This is a genomic window from Streptomyces sp. NPDC088766 (genome assembly GCF_044750845.1).
GTDB lineage: Bacteria > Actinomycetota > Actinomycetes > Streptomycetales > Streptomycetaceae > Streptomyces.
The window spans coordinates 1-18457 of record NZ_JBIVKQ010000046.1 but is presented as its reverse complement, the minus strand read 5'-3'; the positions used below and the strand labels follow the sequence as shown (position 1 = coordinate 18457).

General features: G+C 74.0%; 10 protein-coding genes. 4 read left to right on the top strand and 6 right to left on the bottom strand.

Features of this window, described 5'->3' with window-relative positions; translation table 11 throughout:
- Positions 1 to 433 precede the first annotated feature (433 nt).
- On the bottom strand, positions 434 to 994 hold the full coding sequence (locus tag ACIP5W_RS35225) for a MarR family winged helix-turn-helix transcriptional regulator (protein ID WP_401482087.1): 561 nt from the start codon (positions 992 to 994) through the stop codon (positions 434 to 436).
- A gap of 141 nt (positions 995 to 1135) precedes the next feature.
- Here ACIP5W_RS35225 and ACIP5W_RS35220 point away from each other — a divergent pair, with 141 nt between their 5' ends.
- On the top strand, positions 1136 to 2410 hold the full coding sequence (locus tag ACIP5W_RS35220; protein ID WP_401482089.1) for an MFS transporter: 1275 nt from the start codon (positions 1136 to 1138) through the stop codon (positions 2408 to 2410).
- Positions 2411 to 2476: 66 nt separating this feature from the next.
- On the opposite strand, the gene ACIP5W_RS35215 is transcribed toward ACIP5W_RS35220, so the two are convergent.
- The 3 genes from ACIP5W_RS35215 to ACIP5W_RS35205 form a co-directional block, all read right to left on the bottom strand.
- Positions 2477 to 3274, bottom strand: a complete 798-nt coding sequence (locus ACIP5W_RS35215; protein ID WP_401482085.1) for a class I SAM-dependent methyltransferase — start codon at positions 3272 to 3274, stop codon at positions 2477 to 2479.
- Positions 3275 to 3347: 73 nt separating this feature from the next.
- Positions 3348 to 5003: a SpoIIE family protein phosphatase gene (locus tag ACIP5W_RS35210; protein ID WP_401482083.1), complete on the bottom strand. Its 1656-nt coding sequence runs from the start codon at positions 5001 to 5003 to the stop codon at positions 3348 to 3350.
- 263 nt (positions 5004 to 5266) lie between these two features.
- Complete coding sequence (locus tag ACIP5W_RS35205) at positions 5267 to 6646, bottom strand: NAD(P)/FAD-dependent oxidoreductase (protein ID WP_401482081.1); 1380 nt, start codon at positions 6644 to 6646, stop codon at positions 5267 to 5269.
- A 404-nt stretch (positions 6647 to 7050) separates the two neighbouring features.
- Between ACIP5W_RS35205 and ACIP5W_RS35200 the strand changes: the two genes are divergently transcribed.
- The gene (locus ACIP5W_RS35200; RefSeq protein WP_401482079.1) at positions 7051 to 7818 is read left to right on the top strand and encodes a TetR/AcrR family transcriptional regulator; all 768 of its coding nucleotides are present in this window, start codon (positions 7051 to 7053) and stop codon (positions 7816 to 7818) included.
- A 528-nt stretch (positions 7819 to 8346) separates the two neighbouring features.
- On the top strand, positions 8347 to 10302 hold the full coding sequence (locus ACIP5W_RS35195) for a sigma-70 family RNA polymerase sigma factor (protein ID WP_401482077.1): 1956 nt from the start codon (positions 8347 to 8349) through the stop codon (positions 10300 to 10302).
- A gap of 85 nt (positions 10303 to 10387) precedes the next feature.
- Here ACIP5W_RS35195 and ACIP5W_RS35190 read toward each other — a convergent pair whose 3' ends face one another.
- The gene (locus ACIP5W_RS35190) at positions 10388 to 13837 is read right to left on the bottom strand and encodes a BTAD domain-containing putative transcriptional regulator (RefSeq protein WP_401482075.1); all 3450 of its coding nucleotides are present in this window, start codon (positions 13835 to 13837) and stop codon (positions 10388 to 10390) included.
- Positions 13838 to 14072: 235 nt separating this feature from the next.
- Complete coding sequence (locus ACIP5W_RS35185) at positions 14073 to 16220, bottom strand: asparagine synthase-related protein (RefSeq protein ID WP_401482074.1); 2148 nt, start codon at positions 16218 to 16220, stop codon at positions 14073 to 14075.
- A 722-nt stretch (positions 16221 to 16942) separates the two neighbouring features.
- Between ACIP5W_RS35185 and ACIP5W_RS35180 the strand changes: the two genes are divergently transcribed.
- Positions 16943 to 18367, top strand: coding sequence for an MFS transporter (locus ACIP5W_RS35180; protein WP_401482072.1), 1425 nt, complete (start codon positions 16943 to 16945; stop codon positions 18365 to 18367).
- Positions 18368 to 18457 lie beyond the last annotated feature (90 nt).

Here is an 18457-nt window from a genome sequence, read left to right as displayed (position 1 = left end):
TCTCTCAGGCTTTCCTCCGGGCGCTTCCCTTCGGTCTTGCGTTTCCGACTCTATCAGACCGTTTCCCGGTCCGATTTCCTCGGTGCTTTCCAGGCCCCCGCTTTTGTCTCGCGGTTTCCTTTCCGGCGGTTCCGACTCTATCAGATCCTTTCGGGCCCGATTCCCCGTCAGAGGGGGTTGCCTTCCCGGCTGTTGGGCCGTTCCGACGTCTCAAACCTTAGCGGATCCTCCCCGGCGAGCGCTAATCGAGCCGCCGGACCCAAATCGAATTGAATTCGGGCACGCCGAATACAACCCCGCTGGGAGATCTTGCTTTGGTTTGTGTGCCGCTATTGCGGCGGAGGCGCCACCGAAGAACCGTTACGGCTCCGCGGCAACCCGAAGAACCTTACGGATCAGGCAGAGGGCTGTCAAGTAGCTCTTGTCAAGATCTTTAGTCCAGGTCGGTGAGGCGTCCGCCGGCGTCCGGCTGGGCGTGCTCCACCCGGCGAAGGAGCCTGGTCAGGACATCGCCGAGAGCCGTGCGGTCGTCGGCGGAGAGGTCCTGGAGGAGGTCCTCCTCGAAGACCGTCGCCAGCCGCATCGCCTCGAGCCACTTCTCCCGGCCCTCGGTCGTCAGCTCCACGATCACCCGGACCCGGTTGGTCTCGTCCCGCTCCCGGGTCACCAGACCTTCCGCGACCATGCGGTCGATCCGGTGGGTCATCGCAGCCGGCGTCAGACCCAGACGCTTGGCCAGGTCGCTGGGGCCCATGCGGTAGGGAGCGCCGGAGAGGACGAGGGCCTTGAGGACCTCCCAGTCGGCGTTGCTGATGCCGAGCCCGGCGGTCTGCCGGCTGTAGGCGACGTTCATGCGGCGGTTCAGGCGGGAGAGCGCCGAGACGATCTGCTCCACCTGGGGGTCGAGGTCCTGGAACTCCCGCTGGTAGGCGGCGATCTGCTCTTCGAGGGTCGGCTCGCCGCCGATGCCCGTACTGCCGGGGGTGTCGCCCATGGGCGTCAGTATCGCACGGGGCTCGTTCGCGTTGAAGTTCTTCGGAGTGTACTGTTTAGCTTCGAAATTTATCTTCGAAGTCTTCGGTTCTAAGAACTGAGACTCACCAACTACCTGGAAGAGGTGAACGTGACCAGGGCCATGGGCGCAGCGATGCGCCGGATCCACGTGGGCAACGCACTCAGCGCGTTCGGACTCGGCTTCACCGTCCCCTACCTGTACGTCTATGTGGCGCAGGTGCGGGGGCTCGGTGCCGTGACGGCGGGGCTCGTGCTCGCCGTGTTCGCCGTGGCCGCGCTGATCGTGCTGCCGTTCGCCGGCCGGGCGATCGTGCGGCGCGGCCCGTTGCCGGTGCTGATCGCCGCCCTGGTCACCGCCGCGCTGGGCGCGCTGAGCCTGGGACTCGCCGGAAACGCCGCCGCCGTACTGGCCGCCGCGGCCGCGTTGGGGGCCGGGCAGGCCGTGATGCAGCCGGCGCTGGCCACGATGATCGTGGACTGCTCGACCGCGGAGACCCGGTCGCGGGCCTTCGCGACGCAGTTCTTCCTGCAGAACCTGGGGCTCGGGGTCGGCGGGCTCATCGGCGGGCATCTCGTCGACACCACGCGCGTGTCCTCCTTCACCCTGCTGTTCGCGATCGAGGCGGCGATGTTCCTGCTGCTGGTCGTGGTGATGGCGGGCGTCCGGATGCCGCACTCGCCGCGGGTGGAGGGTGCTCCGCGGGGGTCGGCGAAGGGGAGCTGGAAGCAGCTGCTCGGCAACCGGGCCATGGTGCAGCTGTCCGTACTGGGCTTCGTGCTGTTCTTCGCCTGCTACGGGCAGTTCGAGTCGGGGCTCAGTGCGTACGGGGTGGAGGCCGCGGGCATCTCGACGTCCGCTCTCGGGACCGCTCTCGCCGCGAACACCGCGGTGATCGTCGTCGCGCAGTTCGCGGTGCTCAGGTTCGTCGAGCGTCAGAAGCGGTCGCGGGTGATCGCGGCCGTGGGGCTGATCTGGGCCGTGGCATGGGCCGTGGCGGGGTACGCCGGGCTCGGGAACGGCAGCCAGGAGATGGCGACGGCCGCGTTCGTGTCGACGTACGCGCTGTTCGGGCTGGGCGAGGCGATGCTGTCGCCGACGGTCGCGCCGCTGGTGGCCGACCTGGCGCCGGCCGGGCTCGCCGGGCAGTACAACTCGGCGTTCGCTCTGGTCAAGCAGTTGGCGCTGGCCGTGGGGCCGGCCGTGGGAGGGCCGATGGGGGCGTCGTTGCACGCGCCGTACGTCGTGACGTTCCTGCTGTTCTCGCTGGGGATCACGGTGCTCGCGCTGCGGCTGGGTCGGCAGCTCACCGTCGTGCAGGATCAGCCGTGGGTGGCGCGCAAGCGGGTGGTGGCCCGGGGTGGGGCCACTGTGGAGCCGGTCACCGCGGAGGCGTGAGGTACGGCGTGGAGGCGGCCGTCGTCGGGAGGCGACGGCCGCCTCCTGCATGCCGGAGGACCGGGGTCAGCGGTCGGCCGTCACCAGGGTCGCGGTGAAGGGGAAGGCCGTCGTGTCGGCGGGAAGGGCGGCGCGGAGGGTGTCGGCGGCTCGGGTGAGGGCCTCCTCGCCCCCGGTTTCGGTGATCGTCCGGCCCCAGGGGATCGCGGAGAGGTGGCCGGGGACGTGGTCCCGGAGCGGGGGGAGGGTGATGGTGAAGGTGAGGTCGCGGCGGGTGATCGGCCGGAAGCCCGCCGCGTCCAGGGTGGCGGTGAGGCGGTCCGCGGCATGGAAGGCCTCCTGGAAGTCCGCTGCCGCGTCCGGACCGCCGTACTGCCGCACCGCTCGGAGCTGGGCGGTGAAGTAGGGGGACGCTTCGAGGTTCGACCAGACGGTGGCGGCGAAGCGGCCTTTGGGGCGCAGTACGCGGGCCGTCTCGCGCAGGGCGGCGCCGAGGTCGGGGAAGAACTGGGCGCCCTGCTGGCAGAGGACGACGTCGAAGGTCGCGTCCGGGTAGGGGAGGTCGTCGGCGGGTGCGGCGGTGAACTCGATGTCGGGATAGAGGCGTGGGTGGTGTTCCACGGCGACCTTGAGCATGGCCTCGTTCGGGTCGGTGCCGGCGACGCGGCCGGTAGGGCCGGCCTGTGCGGCGGCGGCGCGGGCCGCGAAGCCGGTGCCGCACGCGAGGTCGAGGACGGTGGCGCCGGGGTAGAGGTCCGCGGCGTCCACGAGTGCGGTCACGAAGGGCGCCATGAGGGGCGCGACGTAGTGTTCGTAGCGCTCGGGGGCGCTTCCCTTGAGGTGAAAGCCCGTTGCGTCTGCCATGGGGAGCTACTAGCACCGGGAGGCGCGTTCGCCTAGGTGGCGCGCGCCAGGGAATGGGTGTTCGAGGACGGTTTCAGTCGGTGGGCCTGGGCAGGACGAACTCGCACCACACCGCTTTTCCCCCGCCGGGGATGCGTCTGCTGCCCCAGTTGGAGGCGATCGTGGCGACGATGGCGATGCCCCGGCCCGACTCGTCGGCCGGCTCCGCGCGGCGGCGGCGTGGCAGGTGGTCGTCGCCGTCGGTGACCTCGACGATCAGGCGGCGGTCGGTGCGGCGCAGCCGCAGGCGCATGGGCGGGATGCCGTGCTGGAGGGAGTTGGCGACGAGTTCGCTGGTGGCGAGGACGCCCAGGTCGTGCAGCTCGGCGGGGAAGCGCCAGCTGGTGAGGACGCCGGAGGCGAAGGCACGTGCGCGGGGGGCCGCCTCGACGCCGCCGAGCAGTTCCAGGGCGGCGTTGTGGAACAGCTCGCCGTCGGGACCGGTACGGGCGGGGTGCTGGAGGACCAGGACGGCCACGTCGTCGTCGTGGTCCGCGGTGACGCCCGCCGAGCGGACCAGGCGGTCGCAGACCACCTGGGGGGAGCCGGTGGCGCCGGCCAGGGCGCGCTCCAGGGCGGCGATGCCCTCGTCGAGGTCCTCGTTGCGCCGCTCGACCAGGCCGTCGGTGTAGAGGACGGCGGTGGATCCCGGGCCGAGGGGGATCGAGCCGGAGGCGTGCATCCAGCCGCCCGTGCCGAGCGGGGGGCCGGTGGGTTCGTCGGCGCGCTGGACGGTGCCGCTCTCGTCGCGGACCAGGATCGGCAGGTGGCCCGCGGAGGCGTACACCAGCCGTCCCTCGTTGGGGTCGTGGATGGCGTACACGCAGGTGGCGATCTGGTTGGCGTCGATCTCCATGGCGAGGCCGTCGAGGAGCTGGAGGATCTCGTGCGGCGGGAGGTCGAGGCGGGCGTAGGCGCGGACGGCGGTGCGGAGCTGGCCCATGACGGCCGCCGCCCGGACGCCGCGGCCCATGACGTCGCCGATGACGAGGGCGGTGCGGCCGCCGCCGAGGGTGATGACGTCGTACCAGTCGCCGCCGACCGCCGCCTCGGTGCCGCCGGGGTGGTAGGTGGCGGCGATGCGCAGGTCGTCGGGTTCTTCCAGCTCCTGGGGGAGCAGGGAGCGCTGGAGGGTGACGGCGGTCTCGCGCTGGCGGCGCTCGCTGGCTCTGAGCCGTTCGGCGGCTTCGGCGTGGTCGGTGACGTCGGCGGCGAACACCAGGACGGCGCTCTCGCCGTGGTTCTCCGGGACCGGGGTGCAGGTGAAGGTGTAGGAGCGGCCGTCGGGCGCCCTGCGGGACTTCAGGGTGCGGGGCTTGCCGCTGCGCTGGGCCTGGTCGAGGAGCGGCATCAGGCCCAGGTCGCGCAGTTCGGGGAGGGCTTCGGCGGCCGGTTCGCCGAGGGGCCGTGCGCCGAAGGCCGCCGTGTAGGCGTCGTTGACGTAGGCGAGGCGGTGGTCGGGGCCGTGCACCAGGGCCACCAGGGCCGGGACGCGGTCGAGGACCTCGCGGGCGGGGAGTTCGTCGACGGCGGGTACCGGGGGCGGGTCGTCGTCGGTGAGTTGTTCGGCGCGGGCCGCGGGTACGGAGCTCTCGCTCCGGCGGTCCGTCATGGTGACCGGGTGCTCCGCTCGCGCGGCGGCGCGGCGCTGCGTTCCGGAGAGGCGGGCGCTCCAGCGCGTGAAGTTCACGAATCCTTGCCTCGTGTAGTCGTCGACGGCCGGCTCCGGGCCCGGCCTGCCTGGGCTGCGGAGGCCGCGCAGCGGCGGCCGCACATTGTTGCAGCACCCGGGGTGTGGAGCACGTGGGAACAGCCTCGTGGGTCGGCAGGGGCGGGTGGTGGCCCGCCGGGGGCTCGGAGGGGCGGTGAGCAGGGAGCAGTCTGGCAGGGCGGCCGCCGTCCGGGCCGACATTCGTCAGACGTGGGGGCGGTCGGTGGAGTTCCTGGATCGGGTCAGGACGACCCCTTCGGGTCGCCGGAAGACTCGTCAGAAGGCTTTCCACCGGCAGCGAGTTCGAACTCCGCGCGGGGATGTTCGAGAGATCCGAGCGAGACGATCTCCCGTTTGAAGAGTCCGGACAGCGTCCACTCCGCGAGCACGCGCGCCTTGCGGTTGAAGGTGGGGATGCGGCTCAGGTGGTAGGCACGGTGCATGAACCAGGCCGGGTAGCCCTTCAGTTTGCGTCCGTAGACGTACGCGACTCCCTTGTGCAGCCCCAGAGAGGCGACCGAGCCGACGTATTTGTGCGCATACGTCTGCAGGGGCTCGCCACGCAGGGAGCGGGCGATGTTGTCGCCGAGGAGCTTGGCCTGGCGTACCGCGTGCTGGGCGTTCGGGGCGGTGTGCGTGCCGGGCCGGTCGGCGGTCAAGTCGGGGACGGCGGCGGCGTCCCCGGCCGCCCACGCGTGCGTGACGCCCTCGACGGTCAGCTCCGGGGTGCACTTGAGGCGGCCGCGGCCGGTGAGGGGCAGGTCGCTGGCGGCGAGCACCGGGTGGGGTTTGACGCCGGCGGTCCACACGACCGTACGGGTCGGGAAGCGGGCGCCGTCGCTGAGGACGGCGACGCGGTCCGCGCACGACTCCAGGCGGGTGCCGAGGCGGACGTCGATGTTGCGGCGGCGCAGCTCGCTGACCGTGTAGCGCCCCATGTCCTCGCCGACCTCAGGAAGGATCCGGTCGGAGGCCTCGACGAGGATCCACTTCAGGTCCTCGGGCTCGACGTTGTGGTAGTAGCGCGTGGTGTAGCGGGCCATGTCCTCCAGCTCGGCGAGCGCCTCCACGCCCGCGAAGCCGCCGCCGACGAAGACGAAGGTGAGGGCCGCGTCGCGGATCGCGGGGTCGCGCGTGGAGGAGGCGATGTCCATCTGTTCGATGACGTGGTTGCGCAGGCCGATGGCCTCTTCGACCGTCTTGAAGCCGATGGCGTGGTCGGCGAGGCCGGGGATGGGCAGGGTGCGGGAGACCGAGCCGGGCGCGAGGACCAGTTCGTCGTACGTCAGCCGGCGCGGGCCGGTGCCCTCCTCGTCCGTGGCGAGGGTGGTCAGGGTCGCGGTGCGCCGGGCGTGGTCGATGGCGGTGACCTCGCCGGCGACGACCCGGCAGTGCGGCAGGACGCGGCGCAGCGGTACGACGACGTGCCGCGGGGAGACGGCGCCCGCGGCCGCCTCGGGCAGGAACGGCTGGTACGTCATGTACGGGTCGGGCGTGACGAGCGTGATCTCGGCCTCGCCCCGGCCGATCTCCTGTTTCAGCTGCCGCTGGAGCCGCAGGGCCGTGTACATCCCGACGTAGCCACCGCCGACAACGAGAATGCGCGCACGTTCCTTCACCATCCCATGACGCACCCCGCGCCGGAGTTTGTCCACAGCCCCGACAAGTTCGTGTGACCGCGGGCCGGGCGTGGGCAGGGACGGTCGAAACCTCGTCGGGAGGGACAGGACCGCAGGTCAGCGCGGGTTCGCCGGGGTGCAGGAAGGGGCATTATCGGGACGTATGCGGTCCGTGCTCCGATCGGGGGGCGCTCTGTGCGGAACCTGCCCCTTCTGAATTGACTCCCTCTCAACTATGTTCGTGTGTCGACGGGGTGCAGGGGGAAGCGCTCGTCGGGTCCGTGAGGTGCTGCTGACGCAGGGCCTCATCAGCGGGTCCGGTTCCGTTGCCCCCTGTTCCATGCGCCTCGTGCATTCCATGGCGGGGAGAGTCTCCGGGGGGAGACGTCATTACCGGGGGAACATTCATGCACATTCAGGACATGCATTGGTCGTCCGCGTCCGCACTTGGACCGGGCGGCACGGCGGGCGCGGCGACGGGCAACGGACGCGGGGGCACCTCGCGGACAACGCCGCTGCGCGTGGACGCACAGCGCAATCTGGAGCACGTGCTGCGTGCGGCGCGCGAGGTCTTCGGCGAGCTGGGGTACGGCGCGCCGATGGAGGACGTGGCGCGGCGCGCGCGGGTGGGCGTCGGCACGGTGTACCGGCGCTTCCCCAGCAAGGACGTCCTGGTGCGGCGGATAGCCGAGGAGGAGACCTCCCGGCTGACCGACCAGGCGCGGACGGCGCTGGGGCAGGAGGACGAGCCGTGGTCGGCGCTGTCGCGCTTCCTGCGCACGTCGGTGGCGTCCGGCGCCGGGCGGCTGCTGCCGCCGCAGGTGCTGCGGGTCGGCGTCGCCGAGGAGGGCACGGAGGGCGCCGTCGCCGACGCGGCCCGGGTTCCGCAGCAGCGGAGCCAGCCGGGCGGCGGCGAGCTGCGACTGCTCGCCGACGCGGGCGCGCAGGCCGTCGTGGACGACACCGGGGCGGCGGCCCTGCTCGACGTCGTGGGCCAGCTGGTGGACCGGGCGCGGGCGGCGGGCGAGTTGCGGCCGGACGTCTCGGTGTCGGACGTCCTGCTGGTCATCGCCACCGCGGCACCCTCCCTGCCGGACCCGGCACACCAGGCGGCGGCTTCGTCCCGGTTGCTGGACATCCTGCTGGAGGGGCTGCGGTCCCGGCCGGTCTCCTAGCCGGTGCGGGGCGCGGGGCGAGTTCGTGGCCCCGCGCCGCGGGTCCTTCGCGCGGGGGCGGCCGGTGCCACGGTCGGCGGGTTCCGTGAGTTCTGTGCACCCGTGGGTTCTGTGCGGTCCGTGGGTCCCTGGGCCGTGGGTCCCTGGGCCGTGGGTCCCTGGGCCGTGGGTCCCTGGGCCGTGCGGTCCCTGGGCCGTGGGTCCCTGGGCCGTGCGGTCCGTGGAACGTGCGGTCCGTGGGTCCCGCCGTGGATCTCGCGGGTGGCCGTCGGACGGTTGTGGGTGGGGCTCGCTCGGTTCGCCGGATGAGCCCCCGCCTGTTCGAGGCGCACGTCGGCCGTGTGCGTCGGCCGATCCCCGCGGAGAGCCCGCGGAACCTTCCCCGTCCGGGTGAACTTCCGCACTGGGTGCGGACAAGTCCCCACGGACGAGTGGACGACTCCTCTCGTGGGGTTCTGGACAAAAGCCAATGTGGGACGCTGACCCGGTGGTCGGGACTGGTTCGGCAGGCGGCGGGGGCATTCCGCGATGAGCGTTGACGGCAGGGCCGCGTCACCGGGCGACGGTGACACGCAGGCCGGTGACCGGGTCCAGCCCCAGGTACCCGGTCAGGGCGGGCACACGGGCGTCCCCCGGGGTGGGCGCCCCGCCCCGGCCGAGGGCGGCCTCCCGGCCGAGGCCGGTCCGCCCGTCGAGGGCGGTGTCCCGGCGCAGCGCGAGTGGCGCGGGGACAGCGTCCTGCCGCCGCTGCGGGAGACGCCGCCCGCCGACTCCGACCTGATCGCCCGGATGCGCTCCGGGGACGACACGGCGTACGAGGAGCTGTACCGGCGCCATGCCGACGCCGTGCGCCGGTACGCGCGCACCTGCTGCCGGGACGCCCACACCGCGGACGACCTCACCGCTGAGGTCTTCGCCCGCGTGCTCCAGGCGGTGCGCCGCGGCTCCGGCCCCGAGCACGCCGTACGCGCCTATCTGCTCACCTCCGTGCGCCGGGTGGCCGCGGACTGGACGCGGTCCGCGAAGCGGGAGCAACTGGTCGACGACTTCGCGGTGTTCGCCGCGCACGCCGCCCGTTCCTGCGAGGTGTCCGACGAGGAAGCCCTCGACCTCGGCGCCGACGTACGGGCCATGCACGAGGCCGAGCAGTCCATGGCCGTGCGGGCCTTCCGCTCGCTGCCGGAGCGCTGGCAGGCCGTGCTGTGGCACACCGAGGTCGAGGACGAGTCGCCGAGCGAGGTCGCCACGCTGTTCGGCCTCGACGCCAACGGCACCCGCGTGCTCGCCAGCCGCGCCCGCGAGGGCCTCAAGCAGGCCTACCTCCAGGCTCACGTCAGCGCGACCCTGACCAGCGACGAGGAGTGCTCCCGCTACGCCGACCAGCTCGGCACCTACGCCCGCCGCCGGCTGCGCACCCGCGCCGAGCGGGGGCTGCGCAAGCACCTGGAGGAGTGCGCCAGGTGCCGGCTGGCCGCCCTCCAGATCGAGGAGGTCGCCGCCGGCATCCCCGCCGTCGTGCCGGTCGCGGTCATCGGCTGGTTCGGCGCCGCGGGGTACGCCAAGGCCGCCGCGCTCATCACCGGTGGTGCCGGAGCCGGGGCGGCGGGCGCCGCGGGCGCGGCCGCGGCGGCCGACGGTAACGGTGGGGCGGGTGCCGGGACCGCCGCCTCGGAAGGCCTGGGTACGCCGGTGAAGGCCGGTGCCGCGGCCGGTGTGGTCGCGGTGGCGGTCGCCGTGGTGGCGCTGGCCCTGGTCGGCGACGACAGCCCGGCCGAGCAGCCGGCGGCCAGGCCCTCGGCCTCCGCGCCGGCCGTCCTGCCCGAGGCACCGGCGCCCGTGCCCACACCTACGTCCAGGCCCGTGGAGCCCGACCCGCTGCCCCCGGTGGTCGTCCCGGTGGCGGCCCCCACCCCGACTCCCACCACCCCGAAGCCGACCTCCACCACCCCGAAGCCGACGCCCACGCCCTCTCCCCCACCCACGCCCGAGCCGACGCCGGCCCCGACCTCGGCGCGCAGGCCCACTCCGACGCCCCCGCCGCCGCCCGCCCCGGTGGTCTACGAGCTGAGCGAGCTGCCCTTCGACGTCGCCGGGGACGGCACCGGGCCGGAGATCCACCTCGGCGGGAGCAGCTGGGTGTGGCAGCGGTACGGCCTGTCCGTCGCCGGCCGCGAGTACGCGCGCGGGGTGACCGTGCACGGCGACTCCTCCGTCACGATCGACCTCAACCGCGCCTGCACCGCCTACGACGCCGTGGCCGGCGTCGACGACCTGACTCAGAAGCTCGGCAAGGTCGTCTTCTCCGTCCACGCCGACGGGGTCCGGCTGTGGTCGTCCGGGACCGTCAGGGGCGGCGACCCCGCCGTGCCCGTCCATGTGAACCTGGCCGGCCGGGAGACCGTGACGCTGGTGGTCGAGCCGCACAACCATCTCGACACGGTGGCGCTCGCGGACTGGGCCGAGTCGAAGTTCACCTGTACGTAGCGGTCCAGGGCCTCTCGTTTGGATCATGCCGGATCAGGGAGCGGTGCCAGGGCCCGCGGGCCCGGCATGATCCAAACGAGAGGCGCTAGGGGCCCGGAGTGCCGGTGGCCGGTGCCGGGTGGGCGTGCACGGCCTCGTCGAGTTCGCGCAGAGCGCCGGTCACCGTCAGGGCCGTGCCCCGGGCCCGTTCGGCCTCGTGCCGTCCGGCGCCCAGGGCCTCACGGGCGGCCGCCTCGGCCCGCTCGGCCAGGGCGTGCTGCGGGGAGGGGCGCGGATGGGGGGCGTACAGCGCGTCGGCGGCCGCGAGCAGCCGGGCCGAGCGCGGGAAGTCCCCGAGCCGGGCCAGCAGGGTCGCCGCGCCGTCGACGATCGCCGAGGTGACGGCCTCGGCGCAGTGGTCGGCCAGCGCGCGGCGCAGGGTGTCGGCGAGCAGCGCCAGGGCGGGCTCCGGACCTGACTCACCGGCGGTGACCTCCGCCTCGAGCATCCCCAGTGCCGCAATGAACTGGGGTGGCGGTGTGCCCGCGGACGTGGCGGCGCGGCTCGCGTCGCACAACTCCCGCGCGCGGGCGGTGTCGCCCTCGTCCACGGCGACCTGGGCGCGCAGCATGAGCACGAACGCGCGGGCGTCCGCCACGCCGTAGCGCTCGGCCGCGGTGTTCGCCTCGTCGAGCGCGGTCAGGGCGCCGGCCAGGTCGCCCGAACGGTAGGCGATCTCCGCGAGGCGGGCGATGAGGAACGGCGACTCCGCGTGGGCACCGACCTCGTAGGCGAGCCGCAGCGCCTCCCGGTACTCCCGCTCGGCCTCCGCGAACCTGCCGCGGGCCATCTCCGCCTCACCGGCCGCGCTGCACACCTGGGCCCGCATCCAGCGGTCGCCGACGCGCCGGCTGAGCACGCGCAGCTCGGCCAGGTCGTCGTCCACGCCCCGCAGCCCGCCGGGGGAGTCGACGACCGCGTGCGTGCGGAACATCAGGACGCAGCCCAGTTCCCAGTCGCCGCCGTGGGCACGGCAGTTGGTCACCGCGGCTTCCAGGATGGCGCGCAGATCCTCCGCGTCCCGCAACTGGAAGGCCGTCAGCGGCCAGATCAGGCCGGGCATCCGGGCCGCCTCGGGGCCACCCGGTCCGTACCGGTCGCGCAGCCGCTGGAGGTACGCGGCGTGACGGGGATCCTCCGCCGTCACGCCCCTGGGCTCGGACTCGGACAGCAGGAACAGGTGCAGCATCCGGAGGTTCATCCGCTGGGCGTGCCGCGGGTGGGACTCCTCGCCGTCGGGCTCGGCGAGGAAGGCGCCGAGGGGGTCGACGGCGGCCATCCGGTCCGCGAGGTCGGCGGGCACGGCGGGATCGACGCGGACGGCAGGATCGACGGGGACGGCGGAGGCGGTGAGGGGGGCACCGGTGCGGGCGGGGGAGGCGCCCGGCGTGGCGGGGGCGCCCGGCCTCCCTGTCGTCCGGTCCGGGTGCCGGGCGGGGAGTCCGTCGAGGACCGCGCCCAGGCGGAGGGTTCGGTCCGTCCAGACGGCTCCCTCGTGGCGGTAGTTGCGCAGCCACCAGAACCAGCCCATGGCGAGGCAGAGGGCGGCGGCCTCCTCCTCGTCACTTGCGGCGAGGCTGCGCTGGATCGCGACCCGGATGTTGTCCCGCTCGGTCTCCAGGCGGGAGATCCAGGGGAGTTGCTCGGCGGAGCGCAGCAGGGGGTCGGCCTGTTCGACGAGCGCGCGCACCCAGGCCCGGTGCCGCCGCCCGGCCGCCGCGCGCACCGCGGGGGTCTCCGCGGCGCGCTCGGTGGCGTACTCGTGGATGGTCTCCAGCATGCGGTAGCGCATGCGGTCGCCGTCTTCCCGCGTACCGGCGGCCGCGACGACCAGGGACTTGTCGACGAGCGCTCCGACGAGGTCGGGGACGGGGCCGGTGCACACCGCCTCCGCCGCCTCCAGGTCCCACCCGCCCGCGAACACGGACAGCTCGCGCAGCACCGTGCGTTCCGGCTCGTCGAGCAGGTCCCAGGACCAGTCGACGACGGCCCGCAGGGTCTGCTGGCGGGGCAGAGCCGTGCGGCTGCCGGAGGTGAGGAGGCGGAAGCGGTCGTCGAGGCGGTCGGCGATCTGACGGGGGGTGAGCAGCCGGAGCCGGGCGGCGGCCAGTTCGATGGCGAGGGGCAGCCCGTCCAGCCGCCGGCAGATCTCCGCCACCGCTTCCCCGTCCCGCAGGGCGACGTCCGTGTCGGGACGGACGGTGGCCGCGCGCTCGGTGAAGAGGCGGTGCGCCTGCTCGGGGAGGAGAGGTTCGACCGGGCGGACCGACTCGCCGGGGACACCCAGGGGTTCACGGCTGGTGGCGAGGATCGTGAGCCCGGGACAGCGGGTGAGCAGGGTCTCGGCGAGGCCGGTGGCGGCGCCGATGACATGTTCGCAGTTGTCAAGGATCAGGAGTTGGCTGCGCGGGGCGCAGTGCTCGACGAGCAGGGCGACCGGGTCGTCCTGCGGGATCGCCAGGTCGGTGGTCATCAGCACGGTCTCGCGCAGACCGAGGGCACTGACCACCGCGCCGGGCACCGCCTCCGGCTGGTCGAGCGACGCCAGCTCGACCAGCCACGCCTGCGGGAGCCCGGCGGCGGCTTCCTCGGCGAGACGGGTCTTCCCCGAGCCGCCCGGTCCGGTGAGGGTGACGAGGCGGGCCCTGTGCAATGCGGAACGGATGGCGGCGATCTCGGGTTCCCGGCCCACGAAAGAGGTAAGCCGTGGACGGAGGTTGCCGGTGCGTCCGGGGAGCCGCGACGGGGTGAGGGGCGGGTCCGCCCCGGCCGGCGGCGCCGAGCCGTCGAGCAGTTCGCCGTGCAGGGCGCGCAGGGCCGGGCCGGGGTCGGTACCGAGGCCGTCGGCGAGGGTGCGGCGGGCTCTCTCGTACGCGGCGAGGGCGTCGGCCGAGCGGCCCGTGTCACGCAGGGCGCGGATGAGGAGCGCGTGCAGCGGTTCGTCGTAGGGGTGGGCGGTGGTCAGTTCGGTCAGACGGGGTACGGCCTCGCCGGCGCGGCCGAGCAGCAGGTCCGCCTCGGCGCGGGTGCGCGACGCCTCCAGGCGCAGGGCCTCCGGGCGGGCGGCCGCGAAGTGGTCGGGGAGGTCGGCGAGAGCCGGGCCGCGCCACAGGGCGAGGGCCTCGTCCAGCGCGAGGGCGGCCGTGGCCGGGTCGCCCGCGCGCAGGGCCCCGGTGCCCTGTCGTACGAGGCGTTCGAAGACGAACAGGTCGACGTCGTCCTCCGTGACCGCGAGGCGGTAGCCGCCCGGGGCGGAGGTGACGGTGTCCTTGCCGAGGGTGCGGCGGAGGCGGCCGACGAGGGCCTGGAGCGCGGCGGGGGCGTCCTGGGGCGGGGTGTCGGCCCAGACCTCGTCGATGAGGGTTTCCGGGGTGGTGGTACGGCCCGGACGCAGGGCGAGGGCGGTGAGGAGAGCGCGGAGGCGAGGACCGGGAAGGGCCACGGGGGCGCCGTCGTCGTCCGCTGTCTGGGTGACGCCCAGGATTCTGTACCGCACGGAGCCATTGTCTCCGGGGCCGTGACGGCGGGGCACGGGTTTTCCGGCGAGGTGGGCCGGGGCGGGCCGTCGGCCCGATGTGCGGGAGAGGGGCGCGGGCCGTCGGCCCGATGTACGGGGGAACTGTGCAGGAAGCGGGCCGTCGGCCCGGCGCGACGGAGGGGGCGCCGGTGGGAGGGCTGAACGGACCCTCCGGGTGCCAGCCGGCGTGCTGCGCCCGCCCGGACCGCGCCGCTCAGCGCGCGGCCAGGTCCGCGCCCTCGCCCCCCGGGGCCACCGCCCGTCTCTGCGGGGCGATTCCCGCCGGTACCGCGCGGGAGCGGGCCGGGGTGCCTGTCCAGCAGGTGCCTCTCCGGGAGAGGAGGCGGCGGAGCCAGAGTTCGAGGGAGACGAGGTCGGCGAGGCCGTCGAGGGGCAGGGGTTCGCCCGCGGCGGCCCCGCGGAGGGCCTTGCGGACGACGCGGGCTTCGATCAGGCCGGCGTCGGCGAGCAGGGGTGCGTCGAAGAGGGTGATGAGGGGATCCGCCGCCGTGCGAAGGCCGGCGCGGGCCGCGGCGGTGGTGGTGGCCTGGGTGGGGGCGCCCCAGCCGGGCGGGAGGTCGGCGACCCCGGAGCTCTTGAGGACGGTGCGCAGGATCGCCGCGCGCGCCCCCGGCTGCACGCGCAGGGTCTCGGGCAGCGCGCGGCAGGCGCGTACGACCTGGTTGTCGAGGAAGGGGGCGTGCAGGCGCTGGGAGCGGATCTCGGCGGCCTGTTCCAGGACGCGCAGGTCGGCCGCGTGGCGGGCGAGGGCGGCACGCGCGCGATAGTCGCCGGGCCGCTGGCCGGGGCCCCCTCCGGCGCGGTGGGCCGTGCTCTGGAGGCGAACCGATACTTCCGCCAGGGCCTCGCCGGTCAGCCACCGCGCCGCCGGGCCGGGCCCGCCCCAGGCGAGGGCGGCCAGCGAGGCGCCCACCGCGCCTTTGGGGTCGTCGAAGCGGCGCTGCATCAGCCGTTCGGCGAGGCCCTCGACTCCCGCCCGGTACGGCGTGCGGGCGAGCCGGCGGGCGGCACCGTACACGCGCGCGGGGACGAGGACGGAGCCGTCCGCCCTGGTGAGGGCAGCGACGGGGCGCACCAGGTGGCGTCGTTTGCGGTCCATCAGCAGGTCCGCGAGGCGGGCCGGGTGGGCGTCGAGGACCTGGCGGGCGCCGTAGCCCGTGAAGTGGTCGGCGCTGCCGGCGGCGAGACGGGTGCGGTGGCGGGCGGCGGTCACCAGGCTGGGGCCGGGTTCGTCGGTCAGCGGGCCTTCCAGGTCGGCGTACGGCAGGGTCTCCTCGCCGCCGGTCACGACGACGTGGTGCAGGCGGGGGTTGGCGGCGAGGGTTCCGGCCCGCTGCAGTTCCGCCTCGCGTCCGCCGACGGCGAGGTCGTTGAAGGTGACGGCCAGGAGTCGCTCGCCGGCGCCCGTGCCGTGGCCCAGGAGCGTGCCGGGCATGCCGGGCAGGCCGGCGGCGAGGAGCGCGAGCGTCCCGGAGGCGGGGCCGCCGGACAGGTCGGCACCGATGCCCGGGACGGGCATCCCGCGCGCGGCGCGCCGCTCCGCGGGGCCCATGCCGGGTACCGGGCCGGGATCGATGTCGGGGACGTGCCGGGGCGCGGACAGACGCGCGCGGACCGCTTCGACGAGGGCGTCGCGGATGGCGTCGACCGCGCTGTCCGGGTCCGCCGGGACGGCCGCCACGGCGAGCGAGGCGACGGGTTCGTAGCCCGCGACCTCCCTGGCCCCGGCACGCAGGATGAGCGCGTGCCCCGGCGGAACGCGCCGCACGCCGTCGTACGGGGTGGAGTCGTGCACGGCAGCCGGTACGTCGGGGGCGGCGAGGAGGGCCGCGAGGTGGCCGAAGTCGAGGTTGGCCTCGACCAGGTCGGCCAGCGGCAGCGCGGCCGTCGCGTACGCCGTGCCGCCCGCCCAGGGGGTGTGGAACACCGGTCGCGCGCCCGCGAGATCGCCGCAGACGGTGATGCGCCGGTCGACCTGGACGATCGCGGTGTAGCTGCCGGGCCAGGCCGTCAGGTGCCGGAGTGCGCCTCCGCGCGCGGCGAACAGGCCGACGCGCAGCTGCTCGTCCGTCGCCCCGCAGGTGCCGAGGACCGCGATCCGGGTCCGGGCGTCGGCCCGCACCACCCGCACCTCGTCGGAACGCCAGTCGCCGACCGCCCACAGCGGATCGGGGTCGCCCCACAGGAGTTGGGAGCCCACCGGGTGCAGTGTCTCGCCGTCGTGGCCGATCCGGCCGCCGTCCTCGCCGGCGTACGCGCCGGGACCGCCGTGGGTCCCCGCTCCGGAGGTGCCGGGGCCAGGGGCCGCGGCGGTGCTGCTCCATCCCACCAACCACCGCATCGACGCCTCCACAGGCCGTGGACAACAGCTGCACCGTACGAACGGTTCACATGCTGCCACGAAGAACGCGCCGCAGAGGGAGGTGACGCCGGGCGAGATCCGCGAAGTGCGCCCGTGCGAGCGCCCCCTCGCCGCCCTGGGAGGCTGGGTGAACTCCCGCGCGTGGGGCGGAGATCACCGCGTGCACCCCCGCGCGTGCGACGCGAATGCGCCCCCGATACGCTCCCCCAGAACGCCCCGAGCGCCCTGGATTTCCATGGTGGGAGGCGTATTCGCCGACGGAACACAGGGTCGATTTTCGGCCAATTATGCCGCGCGGCACCGCCGTTGAAACAGGCTCGCACACGCTCCGTCACAGTCGCGCCCTCGACCCGGCGCGTCGGTCCGGGAGGCGGCGAACGCCCCCCGGACCGTTCCACCGCCCGCGGGGATTGTGGCGGCGGTGTCCCCCAGCCCACTGGATCCAGTACAGCGGGCCGACCCACGCACCGCCCATGGAAGCGCTTCCGCGGTGGCCGGACCAGAGCGCACGGACGGGCGCACGGCCACACGTCGGGAGCACGCCGCAACCGTGCGTATGGGGAACGCACTTGCGTACGGACCACAATCCCGCCATCCGGAAGAATGCCCCTTAACGCTTGGGATGCGGCGAACTACGCTGGGTTTACGAATGCCGCATGGTTATGCCAGCGCGGCAGCCGTCTGTGTCGAGGGGTGGCGCAATGTCCAGGGAGCAACGCGGGCCGAACGAAAAACTCGGCGCCGTTCTCGCCCTCGCGGGAATCAGCAACGCGGGACTCGCGCGTCGCGTCAACGACCTTGGCGCCCAACGCGGGTTGACGCTTCGCTACGACAAGACGTCGGTGGCGCGCTGGGTGTCGAAGGGCATGGTGCCGCAGGGCGCCGCGCCGCACCTCATCGCGGCCGCCATCGGCCAGAAGCTCGGCCGGCCCGTGCCCCTGCACGAGATCGGACTGGCGGACGCGGACCCCGCGCCCGAAGTGGGCCTGGCCTTCCCCAGGGACGTCGGCCAGGCCGTGCGTTCGGCGACCGAGCTGTACCGGCTCGACCTCGCGGGCCGCCGGGCCGGCTCGGGCGGCATCTGGCAGTCGCTGGCCGGCTCGTTCGCGGTGAGCGCGTACGCGACGCCCGCCTCGCGGTGGCTGATAACCCCGGCCGACAGTTCGGTGGCGCGCGAGGTGAACTCCGCCGAGGCCTCGGGCGCACCGCTCAAAGTCGGCCACAGCGACGTGCGGAAACTGCGGGAGGCCGCCGAGGACGCCAGGCGCTGGGACTCCAAGTACGGCGGCGGCGACTGGCGTTCGTCCATGGTGCCGGAGTGCCTGCGGGTGGAGGCCGCCCCACTGCTGCTCGGCGCGTACTCCGACGAGGTCGGCCGCGCCCTGTTCGGCGCCTCCGCCGAACTGACCCGGCTCGCGGGCTGGATGGCCTTCGACACCGGCCAGCAGGAGGCCGCCCAGCGCTACTACATCCAGGCGCTGCGCCTCGCGCGCGCGGCCGCCGACGTGCCCCTCGGGGGATACGTCCTGGCCTCCATGTCCCTCCAGGCGACCTACCGCGGCTTCGGGGACGAGGGCGTCGACCTCGCCCAGGCCGCCCTGGAGCGCAACCGTGGCCTGGCCACGGCCCGCACGATGAGCTTCTTCCGCCTCGTCGAGGCACGCGCCCACGCGCGGGCGGGGGACGCCCAGGCAGCCGGTGCCTCACTCAAGGCGGCCGAGAGCTGGCTGGAGCGGGCCCGCGAGGGCGACCACGACCCGTCGTGGCTCGGTTTCTACTCCTACGACCGTTTCGCCGCCGACGCCGCCGAGTGCTACCGCGACCTGAAGGCACCGCGCCAGGTACGCCGCTTCACCGAGCAGGCGCTGTCGCAGCCGACGGAGGAGTTCGTGCGCTCGCACGGCCTGCGGCTCGTCGTCTCGGCCGTCGCCGAGCTGGAGTCGGGCAATCTGGACGCGGCCTGCGAGCAGGGTGTGCGGGCGGTCGAGGTGGCCGGCCGGATCTCGTCCGCCCGCACCACCGAGTACGTCAAAGACCTCCTGCACCGCCTGGAGCCGTACGGCGACGAGCCGCGCGTGGTCGAGCTGCGCGAGCGGGCCCGGCCGCTGCTGATGACACCGGCCTAGCTTGATCTTTAACCTGTGCGGCGTGGGCGCGGAGTGGTCGACTTCTTGGCCCGGGACGTAGTGGTGCCCGTCTTGCGGGGTGTGTGGACG

Excerpts from the sequence above, each read along its gene's own strand:
- ACIP5W_RS35220 (WP_401482089.1), top strand. The coding sequence starts at position 1,136 with ATGGGCGCAGCGATGCGCCGGATCCACGTGGGCAACGCACTCAGCGCG.
- ACIP5W_RS35195 (WP_401482077.1), top strand. The coding sequence starts at position 8,347 with ATGAGCGTTGACGGCAGGGCCGCGTCACCGGGCGACGGTGACACGCAG.
- ACIP5W_RS35200 (WP_401482079.1), top strand. The coding sequence starts at position 7,051 with ATGCACATTCAGGACATGCATTGGTCGTCCGCGTCCGCACTTGGACCG.
- ACIP5W_RS35185 (WP_401482074.1), bottom strand. The coding sequence starts at position 16,220 with ATGCGGTGGTTGGTGGGATGGAGCAGCACCGCCGCGGCCCCTGGCCCC.
- ACIP5W_RS35225 (WP_401482087.1), bottom strand. The coding sequence starts at position 994 with ATGGGCGACACCCCCGGCAGTACGGGCATCGGCGGCGAGCCGACCCTC.
- ACIP5W_RS35205 (WP_401482081.1), bottom strand. The coding sequence starts at position 6,646 with ATGGTGAAGGAACGTGCGCGCATTCTCGTTGTCGGCGGTGGCTACGTC.
- ACIP5W_RS35215 (WP_401482085.1), bottom strand. The coding sequence starts at position 3,274 with ATGGCAGACGCAACGGGCTTTCACCTCAAGGGAAGCGCCCCCGAGCGC.
- ACIP5W_RS35180 (WP_401482072.1), top strand. The coding sequence starts at position 16,943 with ATGTCCAGGGAGCAACGCGGGCCGAACGAAAAACTCGGCGCCGTTCTC.